Source organism: Paraburkholderia graminis (assembly GCF_003330785.1).
Lineage (GTDB): Bacteria > Pseudomonadota > Gammaproteobacteria > Burkholderiales > Burkholderiaceae > Paraburkholderia > Paraburkholderia graminis.
This window is the reverse complement of record NZ_CP024935.1, coordinates 1,189,881-1,213,202: the sequence shown is the minus strand read 5'-3', so window position 1 is coordinate 1,213,202 and position 23,322 is coordinate 1,189,881. Positions and strand designations below refer to the sequence as shown.

General features: G+C 65.8%; 19 protein-coding genes. 7 read left to right on the top strand and 12 right to left on the bottom strand.

The features are described from left to right. Positions 1-26: 26 nt before the first annotated feature. Positions 27-449: an HrpB1 family type III secretion system apparatus protein gene (locus tag CUJ91_RS23635; protein ID WP_006047137.1), complete on the bottom strand. Its 423-nt coding sequence runs from the start codon at positions 447-449 to the stop codon at positions 27-29. Between the two features lie 266 nt (positions 450-715). Between CUJ91_RS23635 and CUJ91_RS23630 the strand changes: the two genes are divergently transcribed. Together CUJ91_RS23630 and CUJ91_RS23625 are read left to right on the top strand one after the other, a co-directional pair. Continuing rightward, entirely contained in the window at positions 716-1,327 is a 612-nt protein-coding gene (locus tag CUJ91_RS23630; protein WP_006047136.1) for a hypothetical protein, read from the top strand. Between the two features lie 63 nt (positions 1,328-1,390). Continuing rightward, positions 1,391-2,590: a cytochrome P450 gene (locus CUJ91_RS23625; RefSeq protein WP_114157289.1), complete on the top strand. Its 1,200-nt coding sequence runs from the start codon at positions 1,391-1,393 to the stop codon at positions 2,588-2,590. A gap of 62 nt (positions 2,591-2,652) precedes the next feature. Here the strand turns inward: CUJ91_RS23625 and CUJ91_RS23620 are convergent, their stop codons facing one another. After that, positions 2,653-3,471 carry a hypothetical protein gene (locus tag CUJ91_RS23620; RefSeq protein ID WP_114157288.1) on the bottom strand — a complete coding sequence of 273 codons (819 nt, stop codon included), beginning with the start codon at positions 3,469-3,471 and terminating at the stop codon, positions 2,653-2,655. A 528-nt stretch (positions 3,472-3,999) separates the two neighbouring features. On the opposite strand from CUJ91_RS23620, the gene CUJ91_RS23615 reads away from it, so the two are divergent. Next, a complete protein-coding gene (locus CUJ91_RS23615; RefSeq protein ID WP_114158042.1) occupies positions 4,000-4,689 on the top strand; it encodes a DUF3455 domain-containing protein in 690 nt (229 codons plus the stop codon). 163 nt (positions 4,690-4,852) lie between these two features. Next, positions 4,853-8,437, top strand: a complete 3,585-nt coding sequence (locus CUJ91_RS23610; protein WP_114157287.1) for a hypothetical protein — start codon at positions 4,853-4,855, stop codon at positions 8,435-8,437. A 51-nt stretch (positions 8,438-8,488) separates the two neighbouring features. On the opposite strand, the gene CUJ91_RS23605 is transcribed toward CUJ91_RS23610, so the two are convergent. After that, positions 8,489-9,574, bottom strand: coding sequence for an aromatic ring-hydroxylating dioxygenase subunit alpha (locus CUJ91_RS23605; protein ID WP_244231077.1), 1,086 nt, complete (start codon positions 9,572-9,574; stop codon positions 8,489-8,491). A gap of 607 nt (positions 9,575-10,181) precedes the next feature. On the opposite strand from CUJ91_RS23605, the gene CUJ91_RS23600 reads away from it, so the two are divergent. Further along, positions 10,182-11,204 carry a response regulator transcription factor gene (locus CUJ91_RS23600; protein WP_114157285.1) on the top strand — a complete coding sequence of 341 codons (1,023 nt, stop codon included), beginning with the start codon at positions 10,182-10,184 and terminating at the stop codon, positions 11,202-11,204. Positions 11,205-11,220: 16 nt separating this feature from the next. Here CUJ91_RS23600 and sctC read toward each other — a convergent pair whose 3' ends face one another. The 9 genes from sctC to CUJ91_RS23555 form a co-directional block, all read right to left on the bottom strand. After that, positions 11,221-13,050 (bottom strand): type III secretion system outer membrane ring subunit SctC, encoded by a 1,830-nt coding sequence (gene sctC, locus CUJ91_RS23595; protein WP_114157284.1) that lies wholly within the window; start codon positions 13,048-13,050, stop codon positions 11,221-11,223. Between the two features lie 191 nt (positions 13,051-13,241). Further along, on the bottom strand, positions 13,242-14,057 hold the full coding sequence (gene sctT, locus CUJ91_RS23590) for a type III secretion system export apparatus subunit SctT (RefSeq protein WP_006047128.1): 816 nt from the start codon (positions 14,055-14,057) through the stop codon (positions 13,242-13,244). A gap of 54 nt (positions 14,058-14,111) precedes the next feature. After that, positions 14,112-14,651 carry a type III secretion protein gene (locus CUJ91_RS23585; protein WP_114157283.1) on the bottom strand — a complete coding sequence of 180 codons (540 nt, stop codon included), beginning with the start codon at positions 14,649-14,651 and terminating at the stop codon, positions 14,112-14,114. Between the two features lie 4 nt (positions 14,652-14,655). After that, positions 14,656-16,017, bottom strand: coding sequence for a type III secretion system ATPase SctN (sctN, locus tag CUJ91_RS23580; RefSeq protein WP_114158041.1), 1,362 nt, complete (start codon positions 16,015-16,017; stop codon positions 14,656-14,658). Positions 16,018-16,046: 29 nt separating this feature from the next. Then, positions 16,047-16,904: a type III secretion system stator protein SctL gene (sctL, locus tag CUJ91_RS23575; RefSeq protein WP_006047125.1), complete on the bottom strand. Its 858-nt coding sequence runs from the start codon at positions 16,902-16,904 to the stop codon at positions 16,047-16,049. Further along, positions 16,889-17,842 (bottom strand): type III secretion protein HrpB4, encoded by a 954-nt coding sequence (locus CUJ91_RS23570; RefSeq protein ID WP_114158040.1) that lies wholly within the window; start codon positions 17,840-17,842, stop codon positions 16,889-16,891. Before CUJ91_RS23570 ends, sctL begins: the two co-directional genes overlap by 16 nt. Before the next feature lie 2 nt (positions 17,843-17,844). Further along, complete coding sequence (gene sctJ, locus CUJ91_RS23565; RefSeq protein ID WP_175130916.1) at positions 17,845-18,639, bottom strand: type III secretion system inner membrane ring lipoprotein SctJ; 795 nt, start codon at positions 18,637-18,639, stop codon at positions 17,845-17,847. Between the two features lie 57 nt (positions 18,640-18,696). Next, positions 18,697-19,095, bottom strand: coding sequence for a type III secretion protein HrpB2 (locus tag CUJ91_RS23560; protein WP_114157282.1), 399 nt, complete (start codon positions 19,093-19,095; stop codon positions 18,697-18,699). Between the two features lie 66 nt (positions 19,096-19,161). Further along, positions 19,162-19,737 (bottom strand): HrpB1 family type III secretion system apparatus protein, encoded by a 576-nt coding sequence (locus CUJ91_RS23555; protein ID WP_006047121.1) that lies wholly within the window; start codon positions 19,735-19,737, stop codon positions 19,162-19,164. Between the two features lie 367 nt (positions 19,738-20,104). On the opposite strand from CUJ91_RS23555, the gene sctU reads away from it, so the two are divergent. Both sctU and sctV read left to right on the top strand, forming a co-directional pair. Continuing rightward, the gene (gene sctU, locus CUJ91_RS23550) at positions 20,105-21,235 is read left to right on the top strand and encodes a type III secretion system export apparatus subunit SctU (RefSeq protein ID WP_114157281.1); all 1,131 of its coding nucleotides are present in this window, start codon (positions 20,105-20,107) and stop codon (positions 21,233-21,235) included. Further along, positions 21,219-23,303, top strand: a complete 2,085-nt coding sequence (sctV, locus tag CUJ91_RS23545; protein ID WP_006047119.1) for a type III secretion system export apparatus subunit SctV — start codon at positions 21,219-21,221, stop codon at positions 23,301-23,303. Before sctU ends, sctV begins: the two co-directional genes overlap by 17 nt. Positions 23,304-23,322: the final 19 nt, after the last annotated feature.

Below are 23,322 nucleotides of genomic sequence, written 5' to 3'. Positions count from 1 at the left end.
TTGCGTGGAATTCATCGCGGGCGTCGTCACGTGTATTCATTGCCTAACGCTTCGGCAATGCGCGCGGCAATCGAGTCCCCGCCGATGCTCAAAAACTTCGCGACGATCGCGAGCGCCGTGGGATCGCCGCTGCGCAATACCGCAGCCGCGCAACGCCGCCAGTCGCGATCGGCGAGCATGTACAGACACCAGGCCTGCAATGCGGTGACGACGGGCGAACCGTAGCCCTGCTCGTCGATCTGCCGCAACAGACGCAACGCATCGATCCAGCGCCGCGAATTGACGAGCAGCCTCACCTCGCAGATGTCGACGACCGCCGGGTTCGGATGAAGCTGGCGCAATACGAGCAGCAGTTCCTCGAGGTCTGCGTGCGCGCCGAGCCGCAGTCCCACGGAGAAGATCGTCAGCAGCACACCCAGCACCGCGACACTGCATGGATCGTTTTTCATTGCACGTACCTGGGCGAACGAATGGCATAAAGCGACACTCTGCATTCTCGGACGCGCGGCGCGTGGCTATCGCGCGCATACGAAGCGCGGAGCGTGATCGCGAAGCATGCGGTTGTGGCGCGCGGATTTCGCGTGCTCACACCCCGCTTCGCATCCGTCCGCGCACGCCGATGCCCTTCCCATAGTCTGTCTGTGTTGAAGTCGGCGCGATCTGGCGACCTCATCAGTCTTCGTTATCCGCATGAATCAACCTTGTGAGAGGAACCATGACCACCAATAACGTGAACTCCGCGTACTACCAGAGCCCGACGTTCCAGTACCCAGGCGGGCAGCAGAATGGCGGCGCGAACCAGGCGCAGATCGACGCCGACATCCAGCAGTTGCTCAACGACCTCGGCATCACGGGCGGCCAGTATCCGGGCGGCAGTCAGTATCCCGGCGGCGGCCAGTTCCCCGGCTCGACCGGTCAGTATCCCGGCGCGCCGTCGAACGGCAATCCGCCGCTGCGCTCCATCAAACTCTCGACGCGCTCCGGCGGCGAAGTGAGCCTGCTCGAAGATCCGTCCGGCAATCTGTACGACAAGAACGGCAAATCGGTCGGCACGGTGGGCGCGGACGGCAGCGTGAGCTTCACCGCCGACGGCAAGAAAGAAGTCAACGAACTGATGACGAACGGCCGCTCGCCTTTCGATCTCATCATGAGCGGCGGCCTCGTCGAAGGCGAGAAACAGAGCGACGGCACGTACAAGTTCGCAGCGGATCAGGTGAACATCGGCGCGGGCGATCTGAATCTGAACAGCGCGCCGAACAATCGGGTTCAGCCGCTGACGGTTGAGCAGCCCGCACAGTTGCCGGGTAATTACACTCTTAACGTGTGACTTTTACGTTCGACGTGCCGCTCACCGATACACGCACGCACGCATGCTGACGGCCAACCGCCGATGACCTGCGAGATCCCGGACCCAGGCTCGTACAGCGTGCTGCCGTCGATCATCGGCACGGGTTCGGGCGATCCGTATCCGCTCTATGGATGGTTGCGCGCGCATCGGCCGCTGTGCCGCGACGCGAGCGGTGTATGGCTCGCGTCGTCGCATGCGCTCGTCACCCGCATACTCGACGACGCGCGTTTTTCGGCGCGGCCGCCGCCTGGCACCGAGCCGCTCGACGATCCGCTCGGCTATGCCAGCATGGTCGTGTTTCAAACGGGCGAAGCGCACGAACGGCTGCGGCGCTTTCTCGGGCCGCTGTTTTCACGCAAGGCGTTGGTGTCGCTGCAAGACTTTATCGACGATGAAGTCGCGCGCCTCGTCGATCAATGCGAGCACTTGCCGCGTTTCGATCTGGTCGCGAATATCGCAAGCGTGTTGCCGGTGCGCACGATCTGCCGTCTGCTCGGGTTTCCCGATGCGCACGGCGCGAGTTATCTGGAGGCGTCGGCGGGCGCGTGGCAACTGATCAGCGGCGCGCCGATGTCCGCCGCGGAACACGCGCTCGCGGCCATGCAGACCGAGGCTTTCCTCGCGCAAGTCGAATCGTTCATGCGCGCCATCGACCCTCACGCCGCGCCCGATCATGCGGCCTCGCGCTTCCTGCGGCTCGAACAGGAAGGCGGCATCGGCCGGCGCGAAATGCTCGTCAATATCCTGTTTCTGTTTATCGCGGGATACGGCACGACGCTGCTGTCCATCGGCAATAGCGTCGCCGCGCTGCTGCGCGAGCCGCGCGCGTGGCAGGCGCTGAAGGACGACATTTCGCTCGTGCCGCAAGCCGTGCGCGAACTGTATCGCTACGATCCCGCGGTGCAGTCCGTGTTTCGCTATGCATGGGACGATGTGGAGATCGACGGCTGCCGGATTCGTCGCGGAGAACGCGTGATGCCGCTCATCGGCAGCGCGAATCGCGACCCGGCGGTGTTCGCCGCGCCCGATGAGATTTGCTTCGAGCGCGAGGCGGGACGTTCGCTGACGTTCGGCGCGGGTCCGCATAGCTGCATGGGACTTGCGCTCGCGCGGATGCAACTGGAGTCGCTATTGCGCGCGTTGACTCGGCGCATGCCGGACTTGCGGCTCGCGCCTGGTCAGCAGGCGCGGCAGCAGCATGGTTCGTTTCATGGTTATGACCGGTTGATGGTCGAGCGTTAGGCTGGTCGCGATTGAACGCGGTACGCGTGAGGCTCGCGCATCTTGCATCGCATATCGGGTTGTCACTCGGACAGGAACTTCACGTCGCCCCGGTTGCCCGTATAGGTGTCGTACGACACGACCTGCGGGCCGCTGCCGCCTTGCGTATTGTTCGAACCGATCAACGTGATGCGGCCGTTGTCGTTGCTCGCGACGATCTCGACGTGCTCATCGTCGCCGACGATGCAGATGTCGCCCGGCTTCGCCTCGTTGCGGCTCACGGTGCGCCAGCCATCGCCCTTCAATTCGCTGTGAAGCGTCGACACGAGATTCGTGTGCTGCGACTCCGAGATCTTTCCGGACTTCACGAGACACGCCGACGCGAAGTTCGCGCAGCACACGGTCGTGTCGACGCCCTTGTCCATCGGCACGCCCTGGTCCGCCATGATGCTGGCCGCCGACTTGTGCAACTGCGTCTGGGCGACGCCCGCCGCATTGCCCGAGCCGGCCGGCCGCACGTTGGCGTCGCCTCGCTCGACGGCGCCGTTCGCGTTGACCACGCCCGTGCCGGATGAACTGCGATAGCTCGCTTGGGTGACACCGCCGCTGCTCGTCGGGAGCGACGGCATCGAGGGCATGGAAGGCATCGGCATGCCCGACGATTCCTGCGATGGACTCGTGATGCTCAACAGGAACTGCAGAAAGAGTTGCTCGAGCGCGTTGTCACCCATGCCGCCTGGCGAATTCCAGTTCGCGCCGGCGTTGCTGCCGACGTTGCCGCCGACGTTTCCCCACGCGTTCGGTTGCGTCGTGATGGATCGCGTGAACAGCGACGAAGGATCGGCCGCGCCCATATATCCGCCAGCCGGGTAGGACAGCGTGGAAAATGCGCTATACGTCATGACGACTCCTTGTTAGCGAAGCGACGCGGTGGCCTGGCGCGCGTTGTTGCCGGGCACGCTTGAATGTAAAACGCGGCGCGATGCAGTTGCCGTGTGCCGCGCGCAACGATGCGCAATAAAGCGAAGCGAACGATGAGGTGTTGCGGCGGGGTGCGGGGTCGACGTTAGCGGTTGTCGCGGGTACTTGCACGGCGTTGCGGCATTCTCGCGGGAGCCGACATAGAAAGCGATTCTGCGCAAGTTCGTCGGCGGGTTGCGACGTGCAGCGGCGCGCACGCGTCGTCGTTGCGCGGCATCGCGGCGATCTCGCGCAGGTCGCCGCAAGAAGTCGATTCTGCGCAAACCGGTCCGGCGGTTTTGAGCGCGCAGCGGCGCACAAGCGCCGTCATTGCGCGGCACTCGCGGCGATCTCGCGCAAGTCGACACAAGAAGCCGCTTCTGCGCAAATCCGTCCGGCGCTTCGCAGCGTCCCGGCGCGTCCGTCGCGCTTCATGTCTACTACCGCCATTGCGTTGCGTCGAGATCGCCGTGCCGAAACATTCTCTTTCCGCGCTCTGTCCCGCGGCCGCGTTCCATGCGCCTGCTGTCGCCGTCCGCGCGCTCGTCGCGCTTGCGCTCGCGAGTCTTCTCGCCGCGTGTGCCGACCCGACGCCCGGCTCCGCGCAACTGAAGATCGCCCAGCAGCAGAAGCTCGTCCCGCCTGCCAACGAAACCTTGCCGCTGTCGCTGCGAGCCGGATCGCAGGAAGTCCTGCAAGACGTGTTGAGCGCGATCGGCGATGAAGTGTGGAGCTGCCGGCGAAGCGGCGGCGCGCTTCAGTGGACGTCGACAGGCACGGAAGCCACGCTCGTCGATCAGGCGCGCAAGAGCGTCGGCACGGTGATGCCCAACCGCATGTTCAGCGCGTACGACGGCAGCTACATGATCGGACGCCTCGCCGCCGACCAGACCGTCACGCCCGACGCGCTGCCGTGGCAACGCATGGACGCGCGCTTCAATGCCGGCGAGCGCACAGGCGAAGGCCGCTTTGCGAGGACGACGTCGGTGCAGCGCGTGCTGACCTCTGGCGGCGTCCCGCCGAATCCGGCTTGCGACCAGGAAGGCGTGTCGCTGTTCGTGCCGTATTCGGCGACGTATTTGTTCTATCGCGCGAGCGACCCCGCCGCAGTGGTGCCCGCGCCGGAGCCGCCGTTGGACGCGGCGTCGGCTGCGCAGTAGCGTGGTCGGGTCTTGCGTCACGCACGAGGCGAAACACGGCACATCAAATTCGCACGAAACGCGTGACGTATAGCGCCTAACGCGGCGCCCGCCTCACACGCGACGCCCGACGCCACACTCCCGCTTCTCGCGCGCCGCGCCGCTGCATGCTTCGGAGGACTCGATGAACTTCCGCTTTCCGCCACTGACCTCTCTTCTACCCAGCCGCGATAACGCCGCGACTTCATCACAACAGCAACCGCAGCCACAAACACACCCCACCACCCCCGACACCCAGACCCCGCTCAGCGGCCTCGCCCGTCTCTCGGACCGCGTGCGCCACAATCCGGTCACGCGGATTTTCCGCGCGTCAAACACCACGGTAACCGTGCTCGAATCGACGCTCACCGCAGCCGGCAGCGTCGCCAACGCAGCCGCCGATACGCGCTTTCCCCGTCCGCCGCAACGTGCGCCGGCGCAGGAACCGGCATCGCTGGACAGCGCCGCGATCGCGATCGGCGCACAGGGCGCGCAACTCGCGAACGCGTCGATCGGACGCACGGCCGCCTTCCTGGCCGACGACGCCACGCGCGGCGCGCTGCCCGTGCCGAAGTTCATGAGTCCGCGCGCGATCGGCCAGACGCTGCGCCGTCTGCGTAACCGCGAAGCCAACGCGGCCTCCCGCGAATGGGCGCAAACGCTCGACGATCACTTCATGCAGCCCGTGATCGCCGTGAACCGGCTCTTCCCGATTCCAGCCGATGCCACGCCGGAGGTGGCGGACGCGCGGCAGACCGCCATCAATAGCCTGCTCGACGGACTCACGCTGCGCAGGCCCCGGCCGGCGGGTGCGGACGCGTCGTTGCCGCCGGCCGTCGAACGCCTGCCGCAGGAGTGCGTGGTGCCGGTCGCAGAGGCGCTCGCCGAGGCAAGCGGCGGCGATCCCGCGCTGGCCGCGCGAATTCTCGAACGCTTGCAGCAGCCGCTAGACATCGCCAGTAATGCACCACCCGACGCACCCGACGATCTGGAACCCCGCACCTGGCGCTGCGCGCAAAACCTCGCGCAGGCGCGTTGCGCCGCACTCGAAGGTCTGCTGCGTTTGCAGTTCGGCGACAGCGCCCCGCATGCGGAGCGCGGCAACAGCGCGGCCGCGCGGCTCGTCGTCTATCTGCAGGCCGGCCACAAGCTGCGTTCGATGGACGCCGACCTCGGCGCGACGCCCACCGATCTCAACGACGACGCGACCTATCGCATGTTCATCGACGATCCGTATGGCCGGCACGCGATGCTCGCGCTCGATGCGGCGCGGCGTCTGCCGCCCGACGCCGTCGACGCGCACGACATCGGCGCATGCGAGATCGAAGCGATCACGGCTTACCGTCTGTGGCAAATGGGCTTCGACGAAAGCGGCCCCGGCTCCGATCTGGAGCGCGCGTCACAGTTGCTGTTCGACGGCGGCACGATGTGGGTTGAGCGCGGCGCACAGCGGCAGCAGCGCAAGGACGCGGCGCTCGGTTCGATCGACGGCGCACCGCCTGCCCAGCGCTTCGCGCATGCGAAGGCGCGCGTGGGGCTTGCGGTGCACGACGTGCCGCGCGTGTTCGGCAGGAACCGCTCGCCGCTCGGCGTCTCGAGTCTGCTTGGCGCCGACACGCCGTTCTTCGACACGACGCGCGGACGCTACGACACCGCGCTGATCGCCGCCCGCACCGCGCTGCTCGACTACAGCAACGAGCAGTTGCCACGCGCGGCCACGCCCGGCCGGATGCTCACGCATGCGCTGAACGCGGAGCGCCTGCGGGCATGGACCGATGCGCGCCCCGATGTGCCATACGACGCGCGGCTTCGCGAGTTGCAAAAGCGCCGGCCCGAATCGTTCGAAATCGGCCGGCGCGACGCGCGGCGGATGTGGGACGCCGCGCGCGCACGCGTCGCCGCAATGCGTGGGCAAGGCGATCCGCGAGCGCAGCGCAACGTCGAGCGCTGCTTGCGCATGTTCGACGATCGCGAGCGGCGCCGACGCTTCGTCGATGAAATGACGGACGGCGGCTTCACGCTTGCCACGCTCGAACGCTGGTTCAATGCAAGCGCGATGGCCGCCGACGACGCCCCGCTCGCCGAGCCCACGCAGCGCAATCTGCAGGCCGCGCACGATCTGCTGGACAACCCCGGCATTGCGCCGCTCGAACGGATCACGACGCGCAATCTGCGCGAACAGCATCTCGCGCTGATGGCGCAGAACGTGCCGGGCACGGGCTTCACATCGTATGACGGCAATGCACTCGGTCTCGACGCCAACGCGTGGGGCAACCTTCCCGCGAAGCTGCTGGTCTCCGCGGGACCGATCGTGACGGTACTCGGCGGGCGCGATTCGATGTATTCGATCGGCACCGCGTACGAAGGCGGCCAGATGATCTTCGGCAACCGCAGCCGCGTGAACGGCGCGCTGGGCGCGCAAGGTTTCGTCGGCGCGGCGCTCGATGTGGCCGGCGTCGCCGGCATGGCGGGCGGCTGGGCATCGTCGGGCATGGGCGGCTCGCTTGCGTGGGAGCAGTCGGTGGTGTTGCGCGCGCGGCGGCTCGCGCCCACGCCCGCGACCGCCGCGCACGAGGCCGAGGTCTGGCACAAGGACAGCCGGCAGATGGTCAACGCCTACTGGGACGCAGCCGAACAGGCGCAGACACCCGACGAGTTCATGCAGATTCTCGCCGCCGGTATCGCGGACAACGAACGTATCTCGCTGTCGTCGCAAAGCAATAACGCGACGTCGGTCACGGCGACGCCGCTGACCGTCGGCGGCGTCGCGCGTGCGAACGTGCCGGGCGCGAGTTCGCCGGATCGCGTCGGCGTTTATGCGGGCGTGAGCTCGGGCGTGACGCTCTATTCCGCCGCCGATCTGAAGGAGAGCGGCGCGCTTGCCAGCACGATCGGCGCGACTGCCGTGCAGGGCTCGCTGACGGCGAGCGCGGGCGCACAGTTCGCGCCGCGTGCGATTGGGCTGGGCGACAACGGTTTGAGCACGGGCTTGGGCTTAGGCGACGTGGGATCGGTCAGCCCTGCCCCGAAGACGCTGGCCGGCGCGGCCGTCGACGTCACGCCGTTTGGGCGCTCGTCGTTCGTCTTCGCGATGCGCGATAACCGCGGCCTCGTCGCCGAATACACGATGCAGGACCGCATGTTCCGCAACGCCGACGACTGGGCCCGCTCGGTGCGCGCGAATCCGGCGTGGGTGCACGGCATCGGCGCGCAACGGCTGCAACAGGTGATCGAGCAGACGCAGTTGGAATCGTCCGGTGAGTTTTCGTTCGGCGAACGCTGGGTCATCAAGGATGAATGCGTACCGCGCCTGAACCAGTATCTGACGTTGTCGAATCAGTTGCGCTCGCGTCTGGAAGATGATGCGTCCACGCGGACGCTGAGCCGCGCGGAGCGTGCGCTGATCGAGGCGAAGCTGCGCACGCTCGAACGGAAAATGCAGAGCGCGTTCGAAGATCCGTCGGCGTGGCGGCCGCTCGGTTTGTTCGGTCTGCGTGAGGTCGCGCGAAGCAGCTCGCAGGGTTGGACATACGGCTTGCGTGCATCGCATGAGCAAAGCCGGATCGGCAAGAGCCTGACGTTCTGGACGCCGGTGTCGGAACCGGAGGGTGAATCGGCTGCGTTGGAAGTTGGTGGCGTGGTGCCGACGCATGCAAGTCCGGCAGCAGCCACGCTTGCAAGCGCGGGCACGCGCACAGCGGCCGCTGACGCGCCAGGCGGCGCGATGTAACGACGGGCGGAGGCTTTGTCGAGGGCTTTGGCTGCTGGCCGCAGCCCCCAACTACAATACCTCCCCCGCCGTCGATACACCTTGCCGCGCTTCGTCCGCGATCAGCCGTTCCATGATGCGGCGCGCGTGCACCGCGCCCGCGTCGATCGGCAGCATCGCCGGGCGCAGCGACCAGAAATCGCGTTCGCCGATCATGCGTTGCTGCGCTTCGAGCATCGGAATGTCTTCATCGCGAAACGGCGCGAGCAGGCTTTGCGCCGTGCGGCTCACCAGCTCCGCGCCATGCTCGCCGATCGCGCGCGGCAAACCGAACGCGAAAAAATAATGCGAACTCGCGGCGGTTTCGGGCGTGAGCCAGTGCGCTGAAACCGCTTCGCGCGTCGTCTCCGGCAAGCCGCTTTCGCAAATGCGCACGACGATTGTGAGCAGCCCTGGCGGTATCCATTTCACGTCGAGTTCGCGGTCGGCGCGCTCGCCATAGAGCAGGTTGAAGCTCTGCGTGAGCATCGGCCGCAGATATTCGCCCTTCATCTCGCGACGCACCGACACCGTGTTGCCCGCGACCGTCGCACGTACCGCGCCGCTCGCCATCTGCTCGCTGCCGAGCGTCTCCGGATGCAGATACTGAAAGTGGCTCAGGTCGAGCAGATTGTCCACGCTCAACTGATAGTTCGCGTGCGTGTGCAGATAGCGCTCGCTCGTGAAGTTCTCTTGCGGATCGAGATAATCGAACGCGGGAAGCGGCGTATCCGATGCGCGTTGCGGAGCGCCCGGCCAGAACCAGATCGCGCCGTAGCGCTCACGCACCGGATAGTGGCGCGCTTCAGCGCGCGCGGGCACGCGGCCATCGCCGTGCGGATTGAACACGCAGCGGCCTTCCGCGCCAAAACGCAGCCCGTGATACGGACATTCGAGCGCACCGTCGACCACGCGTCCGCGAGACAAAGGCGCGAAGCGATGCGGGCAGCGATCCGCGAGCGCAACCGCTTGTCCGCCCGCGACGCGATACAGCACGACGGGCTCGTCGAGCAGCGTGCGCGCCAGCGGCGCATCCGCCGTGACCTCGCTGGAGAGCGCGGCGACATACCAGGCGTTGAGCAGATACGGCACGGCGAGTCTCCAGTCGGATCGAGGCACGATTCACCTGCGGCGAGCCCATATTAGGCAATCCGTAATTAAACACGCTCAACAATTCTCATAGCGGTAAATAACGGCAGACGCGCAATTAAGCAGGCGCTCGTGCGGAAATAAATGCGTATTACGGATTGCAAGCGATGGACGCGCGTGTCGCTTGCCCCCAATACCGCAGCGGTTAAATATTGGCCGGCGTCTAAAGTGCGCTTCAACCTTACACCAACATTACATGAATGTAAGGATCGCGCGTAAACGGCTGTCGCAAAAGCGATTTCAGCGCTTCGCGCAGCTTCGCTTCTGTAAGGTTCAACGCGCCCTGCTCCGTCATTATTTTTTCGGCAAGCGGCAAAAAACGTCTATTGCGCCGAGTGAACTACGAGAAACAGGTAGTCGAAAAATGGCAATTTCGTGATCCGCTTTTCAATCAGGCGATTGAATCGCGGTGAGGAAACAAAACGTTACATCCTTGATGGACCGCTCCCTCTACTGTCGAGTCATTCGAATTGCGTAATCGGCCGCAACCGCAAACGCATCCGCCTACCCGTTCCACGAATGACGTTCGCCTTTCGCCCGTGAGTCTCGCGGGCGAGCGGTATCGCACGGAGGAAAAATGAAACTTGCAGTGATGACCAGAAGCGCAACATTGTTCGGGTTGATCTGCCGTTGTTTCGAAGCCGACGGCGCAGTCTGCCATCGGTTCGCCGATGACGTCGCCTTCGCGCGCGCAATCTATCGCGACGAATACAGCGCGATCCTGATCGACGCCGACACCGGTCTCAATCCGCTGCGGCCGGTGCTCGCGCGGCGTGCCTGCTATGCCGACCGCCGCGCGCCGCTGATCGTGATCGGCGCCGGCCACGACCGCGAAGCCATCGCGCGGCTGTTCGATGCGGGCGCGGACGACGTCGTGCTGTCGCCCGTCGATGCGCGCGAGGTGATGCTGCGTGTGCACCTCGCATTGTTGCGCGTGCAACTACAGAGCGCCGATTCGAGCGACACGCTGGAATGCGGCGCATACCGGCTCGATCGCCGCAACTGCACGGTTCACGTCGACGGCCACGCGGTGCGCCTCACGCCGCGTGAATTCGCGATTGCGTGGCTGCTGTTCTCGCGCCGCGGCGAATATGTGAGCCGCCGCCAGATCGCGGGCGCTGTATGGAGCCGTTCCGAAGACATCATTGGACGCACGCTCGAACAGCACATCTACAAGCTGCGCAAGAAGCTGGAACTGAACGGCCCGTGGGGCGTGCATCTGCGGACCTTGTATGCGCACGGCTACCGCATCGAGATGACTGATACGTCGGAGGCCGCGCTTGAAGAAAGCGTTGAAAGCGCGGACAGCATGGATAGCGTGGATTGCGTGGATAGCCACGGCGTCGCATTGGAGACACTGCACGACGATGCCCGCACAGCCGCGGCCATGACCTGCCTCGCACCGATGCAGCCCGTCGCTGCGCCGGCCGCGCCGCCTCGCGCCGAAGTGCATCCCGCCGATAGCGCGGTGGCCCGCAATGCGCCCGCGTGGGGCGACTCGCAAGCAGCGTTCGCCGCGTCCGCGAGCAGCGCGCCGAAAGCGCCGTACGCGTTGCTGAGCGCAGCCGCCCTCGCCGCGCGCACGCGCGGCAACGGCTAAGCCCCAAGCGTCGCGCTCAAAACTCGATGATGCGCGGCGACAGCAGAAACAAGCGCTCCATGTGACTGCGCTGGTCGTCGCGATAACGGAACAGCCCGCCGATCAGCGGAATCTTCGAAAGACCCGGTACGCCGGTTTCGCCGTTCGTCGACGTATCGACGCGATAGCCGGCAATCAAAAGACTCTCGCCCTGCCCGACGAACGACTCCGTGTTGATCGTGCTGGTCGTAATCACAGGAATGTTGTCGACCTGCTGCGAGGTAATCGCGCCGTCCTCGATATGAACGTTCAGCTTGATGTCCGTCCTGCCGTTTTCTTCCACGACGAGCGGCAACACGCGCAGCGACACGCCGGTCGACACGCTGTACAGATCCGCCGACGTGTAGCCCGACACGCGCACGAAGAAGCGCGTCTTCTGGTCCATCACGGCCTCCACGTTATTGAGCGTCGCGACCTTCGGGCTCGCATCGATCTTCGCGAGATTGCTTTGCTGCAGCGCGTTCACGCGCGCAAGCAGATAGCGGCCCGCGTTGCCGAGCACCGCCGTGAGCGATCCGCCGAGCGGCGTCGTGTTGATGACGGTCGTGCCGTCCGACAGCGTCTGCGTGCCGAAGATCGGATCGATGTTGCCGTTGTAGCCGTTTTGCTGCGTCGTGCCGTTGCCGGTCTGAATGTCGATGTGACTGTTATGCGCGCGCCAGTCGACGCCGATCTGCTTGAGCGCGTTGTCGTCGATCTCGATGATATGCGCCTCGATTTCGATCAGGCGCGGCCGCACGTCGAGCTTGTCGATCAGGCTTTGATACTGCGACAGGCGTTGCGGCACGTCGCGGATCAACACCGAGTTTGTGCGCGGATCGGCTTCGATCACGGGCAGCGCCTGGCTGCCGCTCACCGACGTGTCGCCGCTGCCGCCGTCGCCGCCATCGGACGAGCCGACCGACTGCATGCCAGGGCCACCGCCCGCGGCCATGCCGTTCAGCAATCCGCCGATGCCCGGCGCGACGCCGCCGTTCGCCGCAATGCCGGCAGGCAGCGGCGGATTCACGCCGCTTTCGTAGCCGCCGCCGTCGGTGCTGCCGGTGACGTCGCGCATCGGTTGCAGGCGGCGCATCGTCGGTTCGCGCGCCGCGCGATTGGCGGCCTGCTCGTAGCTGTCCGCGCCGTTGCGCCCGCGCTTGTCGCGCGGATGGTACATGGACGACAGCACGTTCGCGACGCCCGACACGGTCACCGTCTTGCCGTCGATCTCGACGTTGTGATCCGCGGCCCACGCATGATGCAACTGGAACACGCGAATCATCGAGCCCGAGCGCTGCGCCGCGTTGTCGTCGAGCCGGCGCGCGACTTCCGACACGAGTTGCACGTACGCTTGCGGGCCGCTCACGAGCGCGGTGCTCTGGCTCTCGTCGTAAGTGATCGGAAAGCGCGAATTCTCGATGCGCAGTTGCGTGAGCGCCGCGCGCAAGTCGGCGGCGCTCGCATGATCGAGCTTGATGACCCGCCGCGTGACGGTGTTCACATCGCTGATCGACAGCACGCTGCCGTCGTAGAACCACACGAAGCCGAAGCTCGACGCGAGCGTGTCGAGAAAGCGCTGCGGCGGCATGTCGAAGCGGCCGCTCACGCTGCCGTGGACGTCGCCGGAAATGGTTGCGGGCACACCTTGTCCGGCGGTGAAATCGCGCAGCACGTCTTTCACGTCCTGCCCTTCGGCGCTGACGTGGACCACGGAACTGCGCCAGCGGATCGCGGCGGCTTCGGCGGGCGCCGCGAGCAAGGCGGGCAACGCGAAGACAAGAGACGCTGCCAGCCGGGCAGCAAGCATGAGCCGTTTGTTGTTCATGGGTTCCACGATGTCCACGATGGTCGATGGGTTGGCCGTGCGTCATGCAACGTGCAACGTGAGCCGGCGATGCCCAATGTATCGAAGCGTGTGAAGCACATCCTCAACAAATCTGACGGTTCATGCGCATTTGAGGAGTGTTGAGAATTGGCGGCGCGGCGCGCACGCTTATTTGCCCGCTCATTGCCCGCTTATTTGCGCAGCGGCCCCGCGATGGCGCGCAACTGTTCGCCGAGACCCGAGAGCACGAGCTGATCGCGGACCTGGTCGACAAAAATCCCGACGAAGAGCGCAAGCATCATCACCGTAAGCGCGCCCTTCACCGGCTGACTGAGCGTCATCAGCTCGAGTTTTTGCGCCGACTTCGCCGCGAAGCCGAACGCGAAATCGACCAGCAGCAGCATCAGCATCATCGGCGCGGCGAGCTTGGCGGTGGTCTGCATCAGCGAGTCGGTCTGTTGCAGCACGAAGCTTTCGAGCACGTTCGCGGGCACCGGCGTCGCGGCGCTCAACGGCCACCAGTGATACGACTCGTACAGCGCGCCGAGCAGGAACGTCATGCCGCCGAAGGTCCAGAACGCGACGCTCGCCACTTGCGCGAGCAAGGTGCCCGTCGGCGTGGACTGCTCTTCGCGCAATGGATTGGTGATCTGCACATTGTTGTAGCCGGCCAGATCGTCGACGTAGATGCCCGCGCCTTCCGCGACCCAGAATACCGTCGATGCCGCAAAGCCCAGCAGCAGGCCAATGGCCGCCTCGCGCAAGCCGATCACGACAAGCGCCGTTCCGGTCAGCGACGTATAGAGCGAAACCGGCTGACCATACGCGATGAACGAGCTGAACAGCAGCACGACGCCATTGCGCACCACGCCTTGCAGGATGCCGTCCGCCGTCGGAGGGAACAGGTAGAGCATCACAAAGAGGCGCACCGAGCACACGCCGAGTACGGTCAGCGAGCGAATCAGTGTGGCGCCGAATTGCGGCAGTGTGGTGATGGTGTCGTACATTATGGATGGCTAATCAAATTTGGAACCGTGTGGTTTGCTCATTGCTCGGCGTTTTCAAACGGCCGTGCCGTGGATACCGGTCGGCGGACGCAAACGCGCTAGCGCGGTTTCCTCCGCTTCGTCGTCCTCGGCGTCGCTGGCTTGACGGTCCAGCTCGATATGCAAGTGCGCGATGCGCTCGCCGCACAGATCGATGCGGCTGCGATTCAGCGCCAGTGCGCGCGTGGCCGCGGCGAGTTCGTCGGCCCTGCCGCGCAACGCGGACTCAAGCGTGGCCAGTTCGCCTTCCATCTGCTGAACACGCACGGCGACGACATCGGCGTAGCGCATCGTCGCGTTGAGTTCGGCGAGACGAACGGCGCTGCCGCCCGTCATCATCTGCGCGATGCGGGCGTGAAAGCCGCGCAATTGCTCGCGCTCGGCCTCCGTGCGCGCGAGTTGCGCGTCGCGTTGCGCGAGCGCTTCGGCATGCGCAGCGCGCGCGGCGATCAGGACCAGTTGCAGACGGCGCTCGAGCCGCTCGCGACGGCCTATCGTCAGTTGAAGCGCGGCCACCCGTCGTCGTGTCGTCTCGGGACTGTGCGTCGTGCTCATCGTGTCAACCGTTCGCCAGTTGGAAAAGCCGCGCCTCGGTGTCCTGCGGCGCGGCCAGTTCATGCGTCGCCTGATTGAAGAACGCGCGGATCGCGTCGATCTTGCGAATCGCCTCGTCGGCAAGCGGATTGCCGCCCGGTTGATATTCGCCGATCTGCAGCAGCATCTCGACCTCGCGATGCTTCGCCAGCAACTCGCGCAGCCGGCCTGCCGCGCGCACATAGTCGGGCGTCATCACTTGCGGCATCACGCGAGACAGGCTCGCGAGCACGTCGATGGCCGGATACTGGTTTTTGGCGGCGATTTCGCGTGACAGGATCATGTGTCCGTCGACGATCCCGCGCACTTCCTCGGCAATCGGATCGTTGCCCGACTCGTCCTCGGCGAGCACCGTGTAGAGCGCCGTGATCGAGCCGTGCTCGCCCATGCCCGCGCGCTCGAGCAGGCGCGGCAACTCGGCGAAGATCGATGGCGGAAAGCCGCGCCGCGCGGGCGGCTCGCCGGCGGCGAGGCCGATCTCGCGCTGCGCGCGGGCAAAGCGCGTGAGCGAATCCATCATCAGCAGCACGCGTTGGCCGCGGTCGCGAAAGTGCTCGGCAATCGCGGTCGCGACATAAGCCGCCTTCGCGCGCTCGATCGACGAACGGTCCGAGGTCGCGCACACGACGATGGAGCGCGCCATGCCCTCGGGTCCGAGAATCAGCTCGACGAACTCGCGCACTTCGCGGCCGCGCTCGCCGATCAGCGCGATCACGGTCACGTCGCATTGCGCGCCGCGCGCGAACATGCCGAGCAGCGTGCTCTTGCCGACGCCCGCCGGCGCGAAGATGCCCATGCGCTGACCTTCGGCGAGCGTCATCATGCCGTCGACGATGCGCACGCCGGTCGCAAGCGGCGTGTCGATCATGCGCCGGCTCATCGGCGAAGGCGGGTTCGCGAAGACCGGGCGCTCTTCGATGGTATCGAGCAGCCCGAGTCCGTCGATCGGCTCGCCGAGGCTGTCGATCACGCGGCCCAGCAACGCGTCGCCGACCGGCACCGTCAGCGAACGGCCGAGCCCGACGACGCGCGTCGAGCGCGAGATGTCGGCGAGCCGCGAGAACGGCGAGAGCAACGCGACGTCGCGCGTGAAGCCGATTACTTCGGCATGCTGAAGTAATTCGCCGTTCGCCGCGCGCAGTTCGCACAGCTCGCCGAGCGTCACGTCGAGGCCGGCCACCTTGACGAGCGTGCCGATGACTTCCAGCACCTTGCCGGTTCGCGCGATGCTCGCTGTCGACAGGATCTCGTGTTCGATCGCATCGGCGAGGCGCTCGGCATCGAAAAGCGGAAGCAGCGCGTCGTCCGGGTCGTCGGCTTCGTGCATGGCGGGCGCATTGGCTGCGCGCGGCGGGGTCATCGCGAGCCCTCGTCGTGCCCGCCGTTCCAGTCACCGTCTGCATGGGCGAGTTCGGCGGCGGCGTGCTCGTGCTCCTGCACATACGGCGCGAGCGATTCGGCGACCGCGCCGAGTTCGCTCGCGGATTGCTTGAGCGCTCGCGAGACGGCGAGCCGCATCGCGCGCATTTGCGTCGCGAGGCTCGCGTCGATGGCGCCGAAATCGGACTCGCACAGGCAACTGCCGGGGGCGAGCCGCTTGTCGGCGACCACGGACAGCGGAAACGGCCGGCCGAGATCGCGCCAGCGCGCGGACAGCCGTTCGAACGCGACGCAGGCCTTGTCGTAGTCGACGGGGCTCACGGCGACGCGCAGCCACGTCGCGCCTTCGACGATGCGGTCGACTGCCGACAGCGCCCGCTCGAACAGTTGATCGGCCTGCTGGACCTGCACGATCTGCTCGACGGCCACGGTCACGATGCTCGCGATCCGCTCGCGCATTTTCAGTTGCGCGCGGCGTTGGCCGGCGCCCGCGTCCGCGAGCCGCTCGACCCAGTCCGCGAGCGCGCGCTGTTCGCCGTCGCGGTAACCGCGGGCGGCGGCGTGCTCGTACTCGTCGCGCGCGGCCGCGAGAATCGTTTGGGCTTCGGCGTGCGCGGCGGCGACGATCGCTGCGGCTTCGTCGCGCGCGGCGGCGAGGGTCGCTTCGCGGTCGGCGGCGAGTTGCGCGTACGCGGCGTCGATTTCGATTAGCGCGCCGAACGCGGCGCGCGGCACGACGTCCGCATGCGCGCCGACATGGCCACGGCCGTGTGCGTCGCCGTCGATGCTGACCGCGGCCGGCAGTAGACGGTCCGATCTCAGCCAAATAGCCATGCCCACTCCGGAAGCAGTTCGGGAAGTTGCGCGAAGAGGAACGCGGTGCCGCCTGTGTCGAGTTCGCGCGCGGTCGTGGCGGGCCACGGCGGGAGTAAGTCGCGGGGCAAGGCGAGGCGTAGGAGTGGACAGGGGCGTGGCCACGCGAACAGCGCCGCCTCCTGCGCATCGCTGGCGGACAGCGCCACGTCACGTGCGATCAGCGCATAGCCTTCGTACGCCAGCCTTTCCGCGTCGAGTTCTTCGAGCGAAGGCAGATGTCCACGCGTGACGAGGCGCGCTACATCCGGCACATTAGCCGACGCGCCGCCAGCGCCGCCGCCATGCCTCGGCGCACCACCCAACCGTTCGAGCGGCACGCCGATCCATTCCGCGAGGCGGCGGCGGCTCGGCTTGTCGATCAACCTGCGCACCTCCGCCCGACGCAACAGCAGCGCGCGCATGCGCAGCACGCGCAACGCGTCGTCCACGGGCAACGCATCGAGCACGAGCGGACTGGGCGCGCGCAAGCTGTCGAAGTCCGGCAGCGGCACGCCGGCCGCGCGCAACAGCGCCCGCGAACAGGCCGCAACCGCACCGGTGTCTGTGTTCGCCAGCGCGTCGCGCAGTGCGTCGAATGAGGCGGATACCGTGGCCGGCGACACATCGAGCGCGGGCGCCCACCATGACGGATGCGCCCAGCGCGCGGCGTCATTTGCATTGCGCTGCCACGCGGCGAGCGCGGCAGCGGCGCGAGAAAATGGGAAGGCTGCGGGGGACGGCGCGGAGCGCGCTGCTGGAAACGCGGCGGATGCGGGCGTAGAAAGCGCAGAGGAAGAACTCGCTGATCCCGTCCCCGCCAACCCAACCGAAGAACCCGCTGATGCCTGAGCCGAAAGCGCACGCGAAGACCCCGCCGCCCCCCACGCGGCTAACCCACCCGAAGACACCGCCGCCATCATCACGCCGCAGAAGAAGGTTTCGCACGCCGCCACTTGCCGACGAGCGCGCTGATTCGTGCATAAACACGCGGATACAGCGGACCCGCCGCGGCCTTCGCCGGCATCCCGCGCCGCAACCACAGAAAGAGACTCGCGGCGCCGACGAGAAACACCAGCGCCGCACCAATCAGCGTCGGCAGCGGCGAGACTTGCGCGGGCGCGGGCTTCGGCAGATCGACGGGATCGGCGGCCACGGCCGTCACGCTCACCGCGTCGTAAGTCAGACCTTCGACGCTATGCATCACCAGCGTCTTGATCTGCGGCACGAGCGCGTTCGCGTCGGAATCGGGCCGGTATTTGATGAACACGGACGCCGACGACGGCTTCATCTGCTGCGCAAGCGGATCGTTGTTCGGCAGCACGATCTGCACGCGCGCGACGATCACGCCGTCGATCTTCGAAAGCGTCGCCGACAATTCCTGCGACAAGCCGTAGATAAAGCGCACGCGTTCCTCGGTCGGCGTCGACACGAGGCCGTCCTTCTTGAAGAGGCTGCCGAGATCGTCGTAACGGCTATGCGGGAGGCCGCGCTCGCGCAGCACCTGCATTGCGTGGACGAGCTGCTTGTCGTCGACTTCGAGCGTCCAGGTCTTGCCGTTGTCGATGGTGCTCTTGGACGCATCGACGCCCTGCTCCAGCAGCGCCACCACCATCTCGTTCGCGTCCTGTTCGGTCAGATTGCGATACAACTCCTTCTGGCAGCCCGCGAGCACGATACAGCCGGCAAGCGCAAGCCCGAGCGCGGCCGCACGCATCGCGCGGACCGAGGCGTGTCTCGCTTGCGTGGCGTCTCGCATCGTCTGCAACATGGGCTATTGATTCTTCATCAGCGTTTCAACCGACGACTTCGACGAGTTGACCACGCTCATCTTGGCCTCCATGTCGAGTTGCGTGCTGGCGAGTTCGAGCGTCGCTTTCATCGCGGCGGCGGTCATCTCCTGGACCGACATGCTGTTCGCCTGGCTCGACAACGCGACCACGTCGTTCACCGACTTCTGGATCTCCGCGTCCTGCGACGCCGCCATCTTCGCGATCACATTGGTACTCATGTCGTCGCCGCGATTGGGCGGCGCCATGCGCGGATTCTGCATCAGCGATTTGAAGCGGTCGCCGGCCTGTTGCAGCGATGCGTCGCCACCGGCCGCGTGCGATGCCGGCGCTGCCGCTTGCAACGCGGCCGCGATCTGCTGGTTCGTCACAGGAAGTGTCATGCTCAGCCTCGTGCCGTTGAATGTTTCGGATGACGTAGCATCATGCCGACCGCCGCGAACAGATAATCAGATGCGCAAATAGCCTTGCTGCGCGATCGCCTCGTTATGCGCGGCAGTGGGCGGCGGCGGGCTCATGGCGGGCGGCTCTTGCGGCAGGTCGTCGTTGAGCGCGGTGATCGACAGCGGCACTTCGAAGGTGCCGCCGTTGCGATAGACGCGAATCGCCTCGCGCAGATCGTCGCGAGCTTCGAGCGCGCGCACGAGCTGGCGCGTGTCGCGGTCCGGGTTCTGCGCGAGCGCGGCGCTCGCCCATTGACGCCAGCCGGCATCGCCCTTCACGGACAGGCAGAACGCGAGCAACGCCTTCGCATACGAGAAATGCGGCGCGCCTTCGATCACGCGCGAGAACACGCGAATCGCATCGTCCCAATGGCCGCGCTGCATGTAGAGCACGGCTTCCATCGTGTCGAGCTCGGCCATTCGCGGGCGCAACAGACGCAGCGCGTCGAGCGTCAATTCGATGTCGTACGGATCGGCTTCGAGCGTCGGAAAATTGTTGAGCAGCGCGCAGGACAGCGTGTCGATCAGACCGCCCACAATGGCCTGACTGCAGTTGAGGTAATCCGGCGTGGCGGTACTCATGGCGAGAACTCCTGCTGATGGACTTGTCGACGAAGCGCTGCCGCGCAAGGCCGAGTCAGCATCGGCATGCGGCGCGCAGCGATGCACCAGGATACCGCTGCGCTTTGCGCCGCAAATGCGCGATACGAAGCGAGCGTGATCCACGCGAAGTGGGCGAGCGGCGTGCCGTGTCATGCAGCGCCGCGAGCCCGAACTGCGTCGCTTCGTTTGCCGGACGCGGGCTTCGCATCCGCAGCGCCGCGTGGCGAGCGGCCCGCTACCGTCGGGCTACCAGGGCAAGGAGCCTCGTGACCGCATATCAAACACAGCGGCATACACGACGGCATACAGCGGCACCCAGCGCATGCGATGACCCGAGCGGAATGTCATGAGCGAAGAAAAAACCGAGCAGCCTACCGACAAACGCCTGCGCGACACACGCAAGGACGGCGAGACGTCGAAGAGCGCCGACCTGGTCGACGCCGCGACGATGGCCGCCGTCGTCGGCGTACTCGCGTTCGCGGCGGCGAGCTTCGGCGGGGCGCTGCGTTCGATCGTGACGACCGCGCTCGAGTTCGCGTCGGGCAACCACGATCAGCCGCTCATGTACGGCAAGCTGTTCGACCTCGGTAAACAGGCGCTAATCGTGATCGTGCCGTGCGTGGGCGCCGCGGCGCTCGCGGCAGTGGCCGCGCTGATGCCGCAAGTGGGCTTTCAGATCGCGACCAAACCAGTCGTGCCCGATCTGAAGCACGTGAGCCCCGTCGACGGCGTGAAGCGGATTTTTTCGTGGCGCACGGTGATCGACCTCGTGAAGATGATCGTCAAGGCCGCGATTATCGGCGTGGTGATGTGGTTCACGATCAAATGGATTTTGCCGTTGATCGTCGGTTCGCTGTATCAGCCGCTGCCGGAATTGTCGAAGCTCTTCTGGTCGCTGCTGATCAAGCTCTTCGCCGTCGCGGTGGCCGTGTTCATCGTGATCGGCGTGATCGACGTCAAGCTGCAACGCGTGCTGTTTCTGCGCAAGCTGAAGATGTCGAAGGACGAAGTCAAACGCGAACGCAAACAGATGGACGGCGACCCGAAAATCAAGGCGGAACGCAAGAAGCTCGCGCGCGAATTCGCGACGTCGGCAGCGCCCGCGCAGCGCGTCGGCTTCGCGAATGCGCTGATTGTGAACCCGACGCACTATGCGGTCGCGATCCGCTATGCGCCGGCCGAGCATCCGTTGCCGCTCGTGATCGCGCGCGGCATGGACGAAAGCGCGGCGCAGTTGCGGCGCTTCGCGCGCGACGCGAATGTGCCGATCATCGGCAACCCGCCGGTCGCGCGCGCGCTCTACAGGGTCGGCATCGACGAGCCGATTCCCGAAGAGCTGTTCGAGACCGTCGCCGCGATTCTCCGCTGGGTCGACGCGATCGGCGCGCGGCAAATCGAGAGCCCGCACGGCGGGCACAGCCACGACAACCACGACAGCCACGACAACCTCAAGAGCCGCGATGTTCAAGACACTTAAGCTACCCGCCGTCGGTGAGATCGGCATCGCGTTGCTGGTGGTCGCGATCATCTCGCTGATGATCCTGCCGCTGCCGCCGTTTCTGATCGACATCCTGCTCGCGATCAACATCACGATCAGCGTGACCTTGCTGATGGTGACCATGTATGTGCCCAACGTGGTGTCGCTTTCGGTGTTTCCGTCGCTGCTGCTTTTCACGACGCTGTACCGGCTTTCGCTGAACATTGCGTCGACCAAGTCGATTCTGCTGCACGCGGACGCGGGCAACATCATCGAAAGTTTCGGCGAACTCGTGGTGGGCGGCAACCTTGTGGTCGGCATGGTCGTCTTCGTGATCATCACGACCGTGCAGTTCATCGTGATCGCGAAAGGCTCCGAACGCGTGGCCGAAGTCGGCGCGCGCTTCACGCTCGACGCGTTGCCCGGCAAACAGATGAGCATCGACGCCGATCTGCGCGCGAACCTTCTCACGCCCGAAGAGGCGCGCCGCAAGCGCGCGACGCTGGCCGTCGAAAGCCAGTTGCACGGCGGCATGGACGGCGCGATGAAGTTCGTCAAGGGCGATGCGGTGGCCGGGCTCATCATCACGCTCATCAACATCATTGCGGGGATCGCGGTGGGCGTCGCGTATCACGAGATGACGGCGGGCGAAGCGGCGAACCGCTTTTCGATTCTGTCGGTCGGCGACGCTATGGTCTCGCAGATTCCGTCGCTGCTGCTTTCGGTGGCCGCGGGCGTGATGATCACCCGCGTCTCCGACGAACGCGACGCGCGGCCTCTGTCGCTCGGCGACGAGATCGGTCGCCAGTTGTCGGCAAGCGCCCGCGCGCTCTACTTCGCGAGCCTGCTGCTGCTCGGCTTTGCCGCCGTGCCCGGCTTTCCGACATCGCTGTTCCTGCTGCTCGCGGCGATCCTCGCGTTCTGCGGCTATCGGCTCGGCAAGCGCAAGCCCGCCGCGACCACGCATGCGGGCGAGGCCGTCAACGCAATGCAGCGCGCCGGCTCCAAAGCCGAGACGCCCGCGATTCTCACGCGTGCGCCGCAGTTCACCTGCCCGCTCGGCGTGCGCATCTCGCCCGACCTCGTCGCGCGCCTGTCGACGGCCGCGCTCGACCGCTCGTTCGAAACCGAACGCGCGCGTTTGCAGGAGTATCTCGGCTTGCCGTTTCCCGGTATCACGATGTGGACCAGCGACGAGTTGCCCGCGTCGAGCTGCGAACTGCTGATGCACGATGTGCCGTATTGCGCAATCGAATTGCCGCCCGGCAAGGTGATGCTGCCGGACCCGAGGCTCACGGGCACACGCGAGCCGCTTTCCGCCGACAGCGAAGCACTCGCCGCGCGTAGTGAAAAACGCCGGGGACTCGACGGCGGGCCTGGGCCCACGTGGTGGATCGACGAAAAGAGCCTGCCGCCGAAGCAACCGGCGTGGCGCGCCGAACAGGTGATCGCGCATGCGTCGGTGGCGATGCTGCGCAAACATGCGTCGCTCTTTCTCGGCATTCAGGAAGTGCAATGGATACTCGATCAGCAGAACGCCGAGTATCCGGGACTCGTCGCCGAAGTGCAGAAAGTGCTGCCGCCCCAGCGTATCGCCGATGTACTTCGCCGGCTGCTGGAAGAGCAGATTCCGATCCGCAACGTGCGCAATATTCTGGAGAGCCTCGTCGTGTGGGGCGCAAAAGAAAAGGACATGCTGATGCTCACCGAATACGTGCGCGGCGATCTAGCGCGCTTTCTCGCGCATCGCGCGGCGGGCGCGGGCCGGCAATTGCCGGCGGTGCTGTTCGATCTGCCGGTCGAGCAGCATATCCGCCAGGCGATCAAGCAGACGCCGACGGGCAACTTCCTCGCTCTGCCGCCCGATGAAGTCGGTTTTCTGATCGACCGCATTCAATCGTTTGTCGGAGATACGCCGCGCGACGGCGTCGCACTTGTCACGTCGATGGATATACGCCGCTACGTGCGCCGCATGATCGAGGCGCGGCTCGGCTGGCTCGCGGTGTATTCGTATCAGGAACTCGGCGAGCATGTCGAACTGCAGCCGCTCGGCCGCGTGACGATCTAGCTGCGCGGCTCGACTTCAC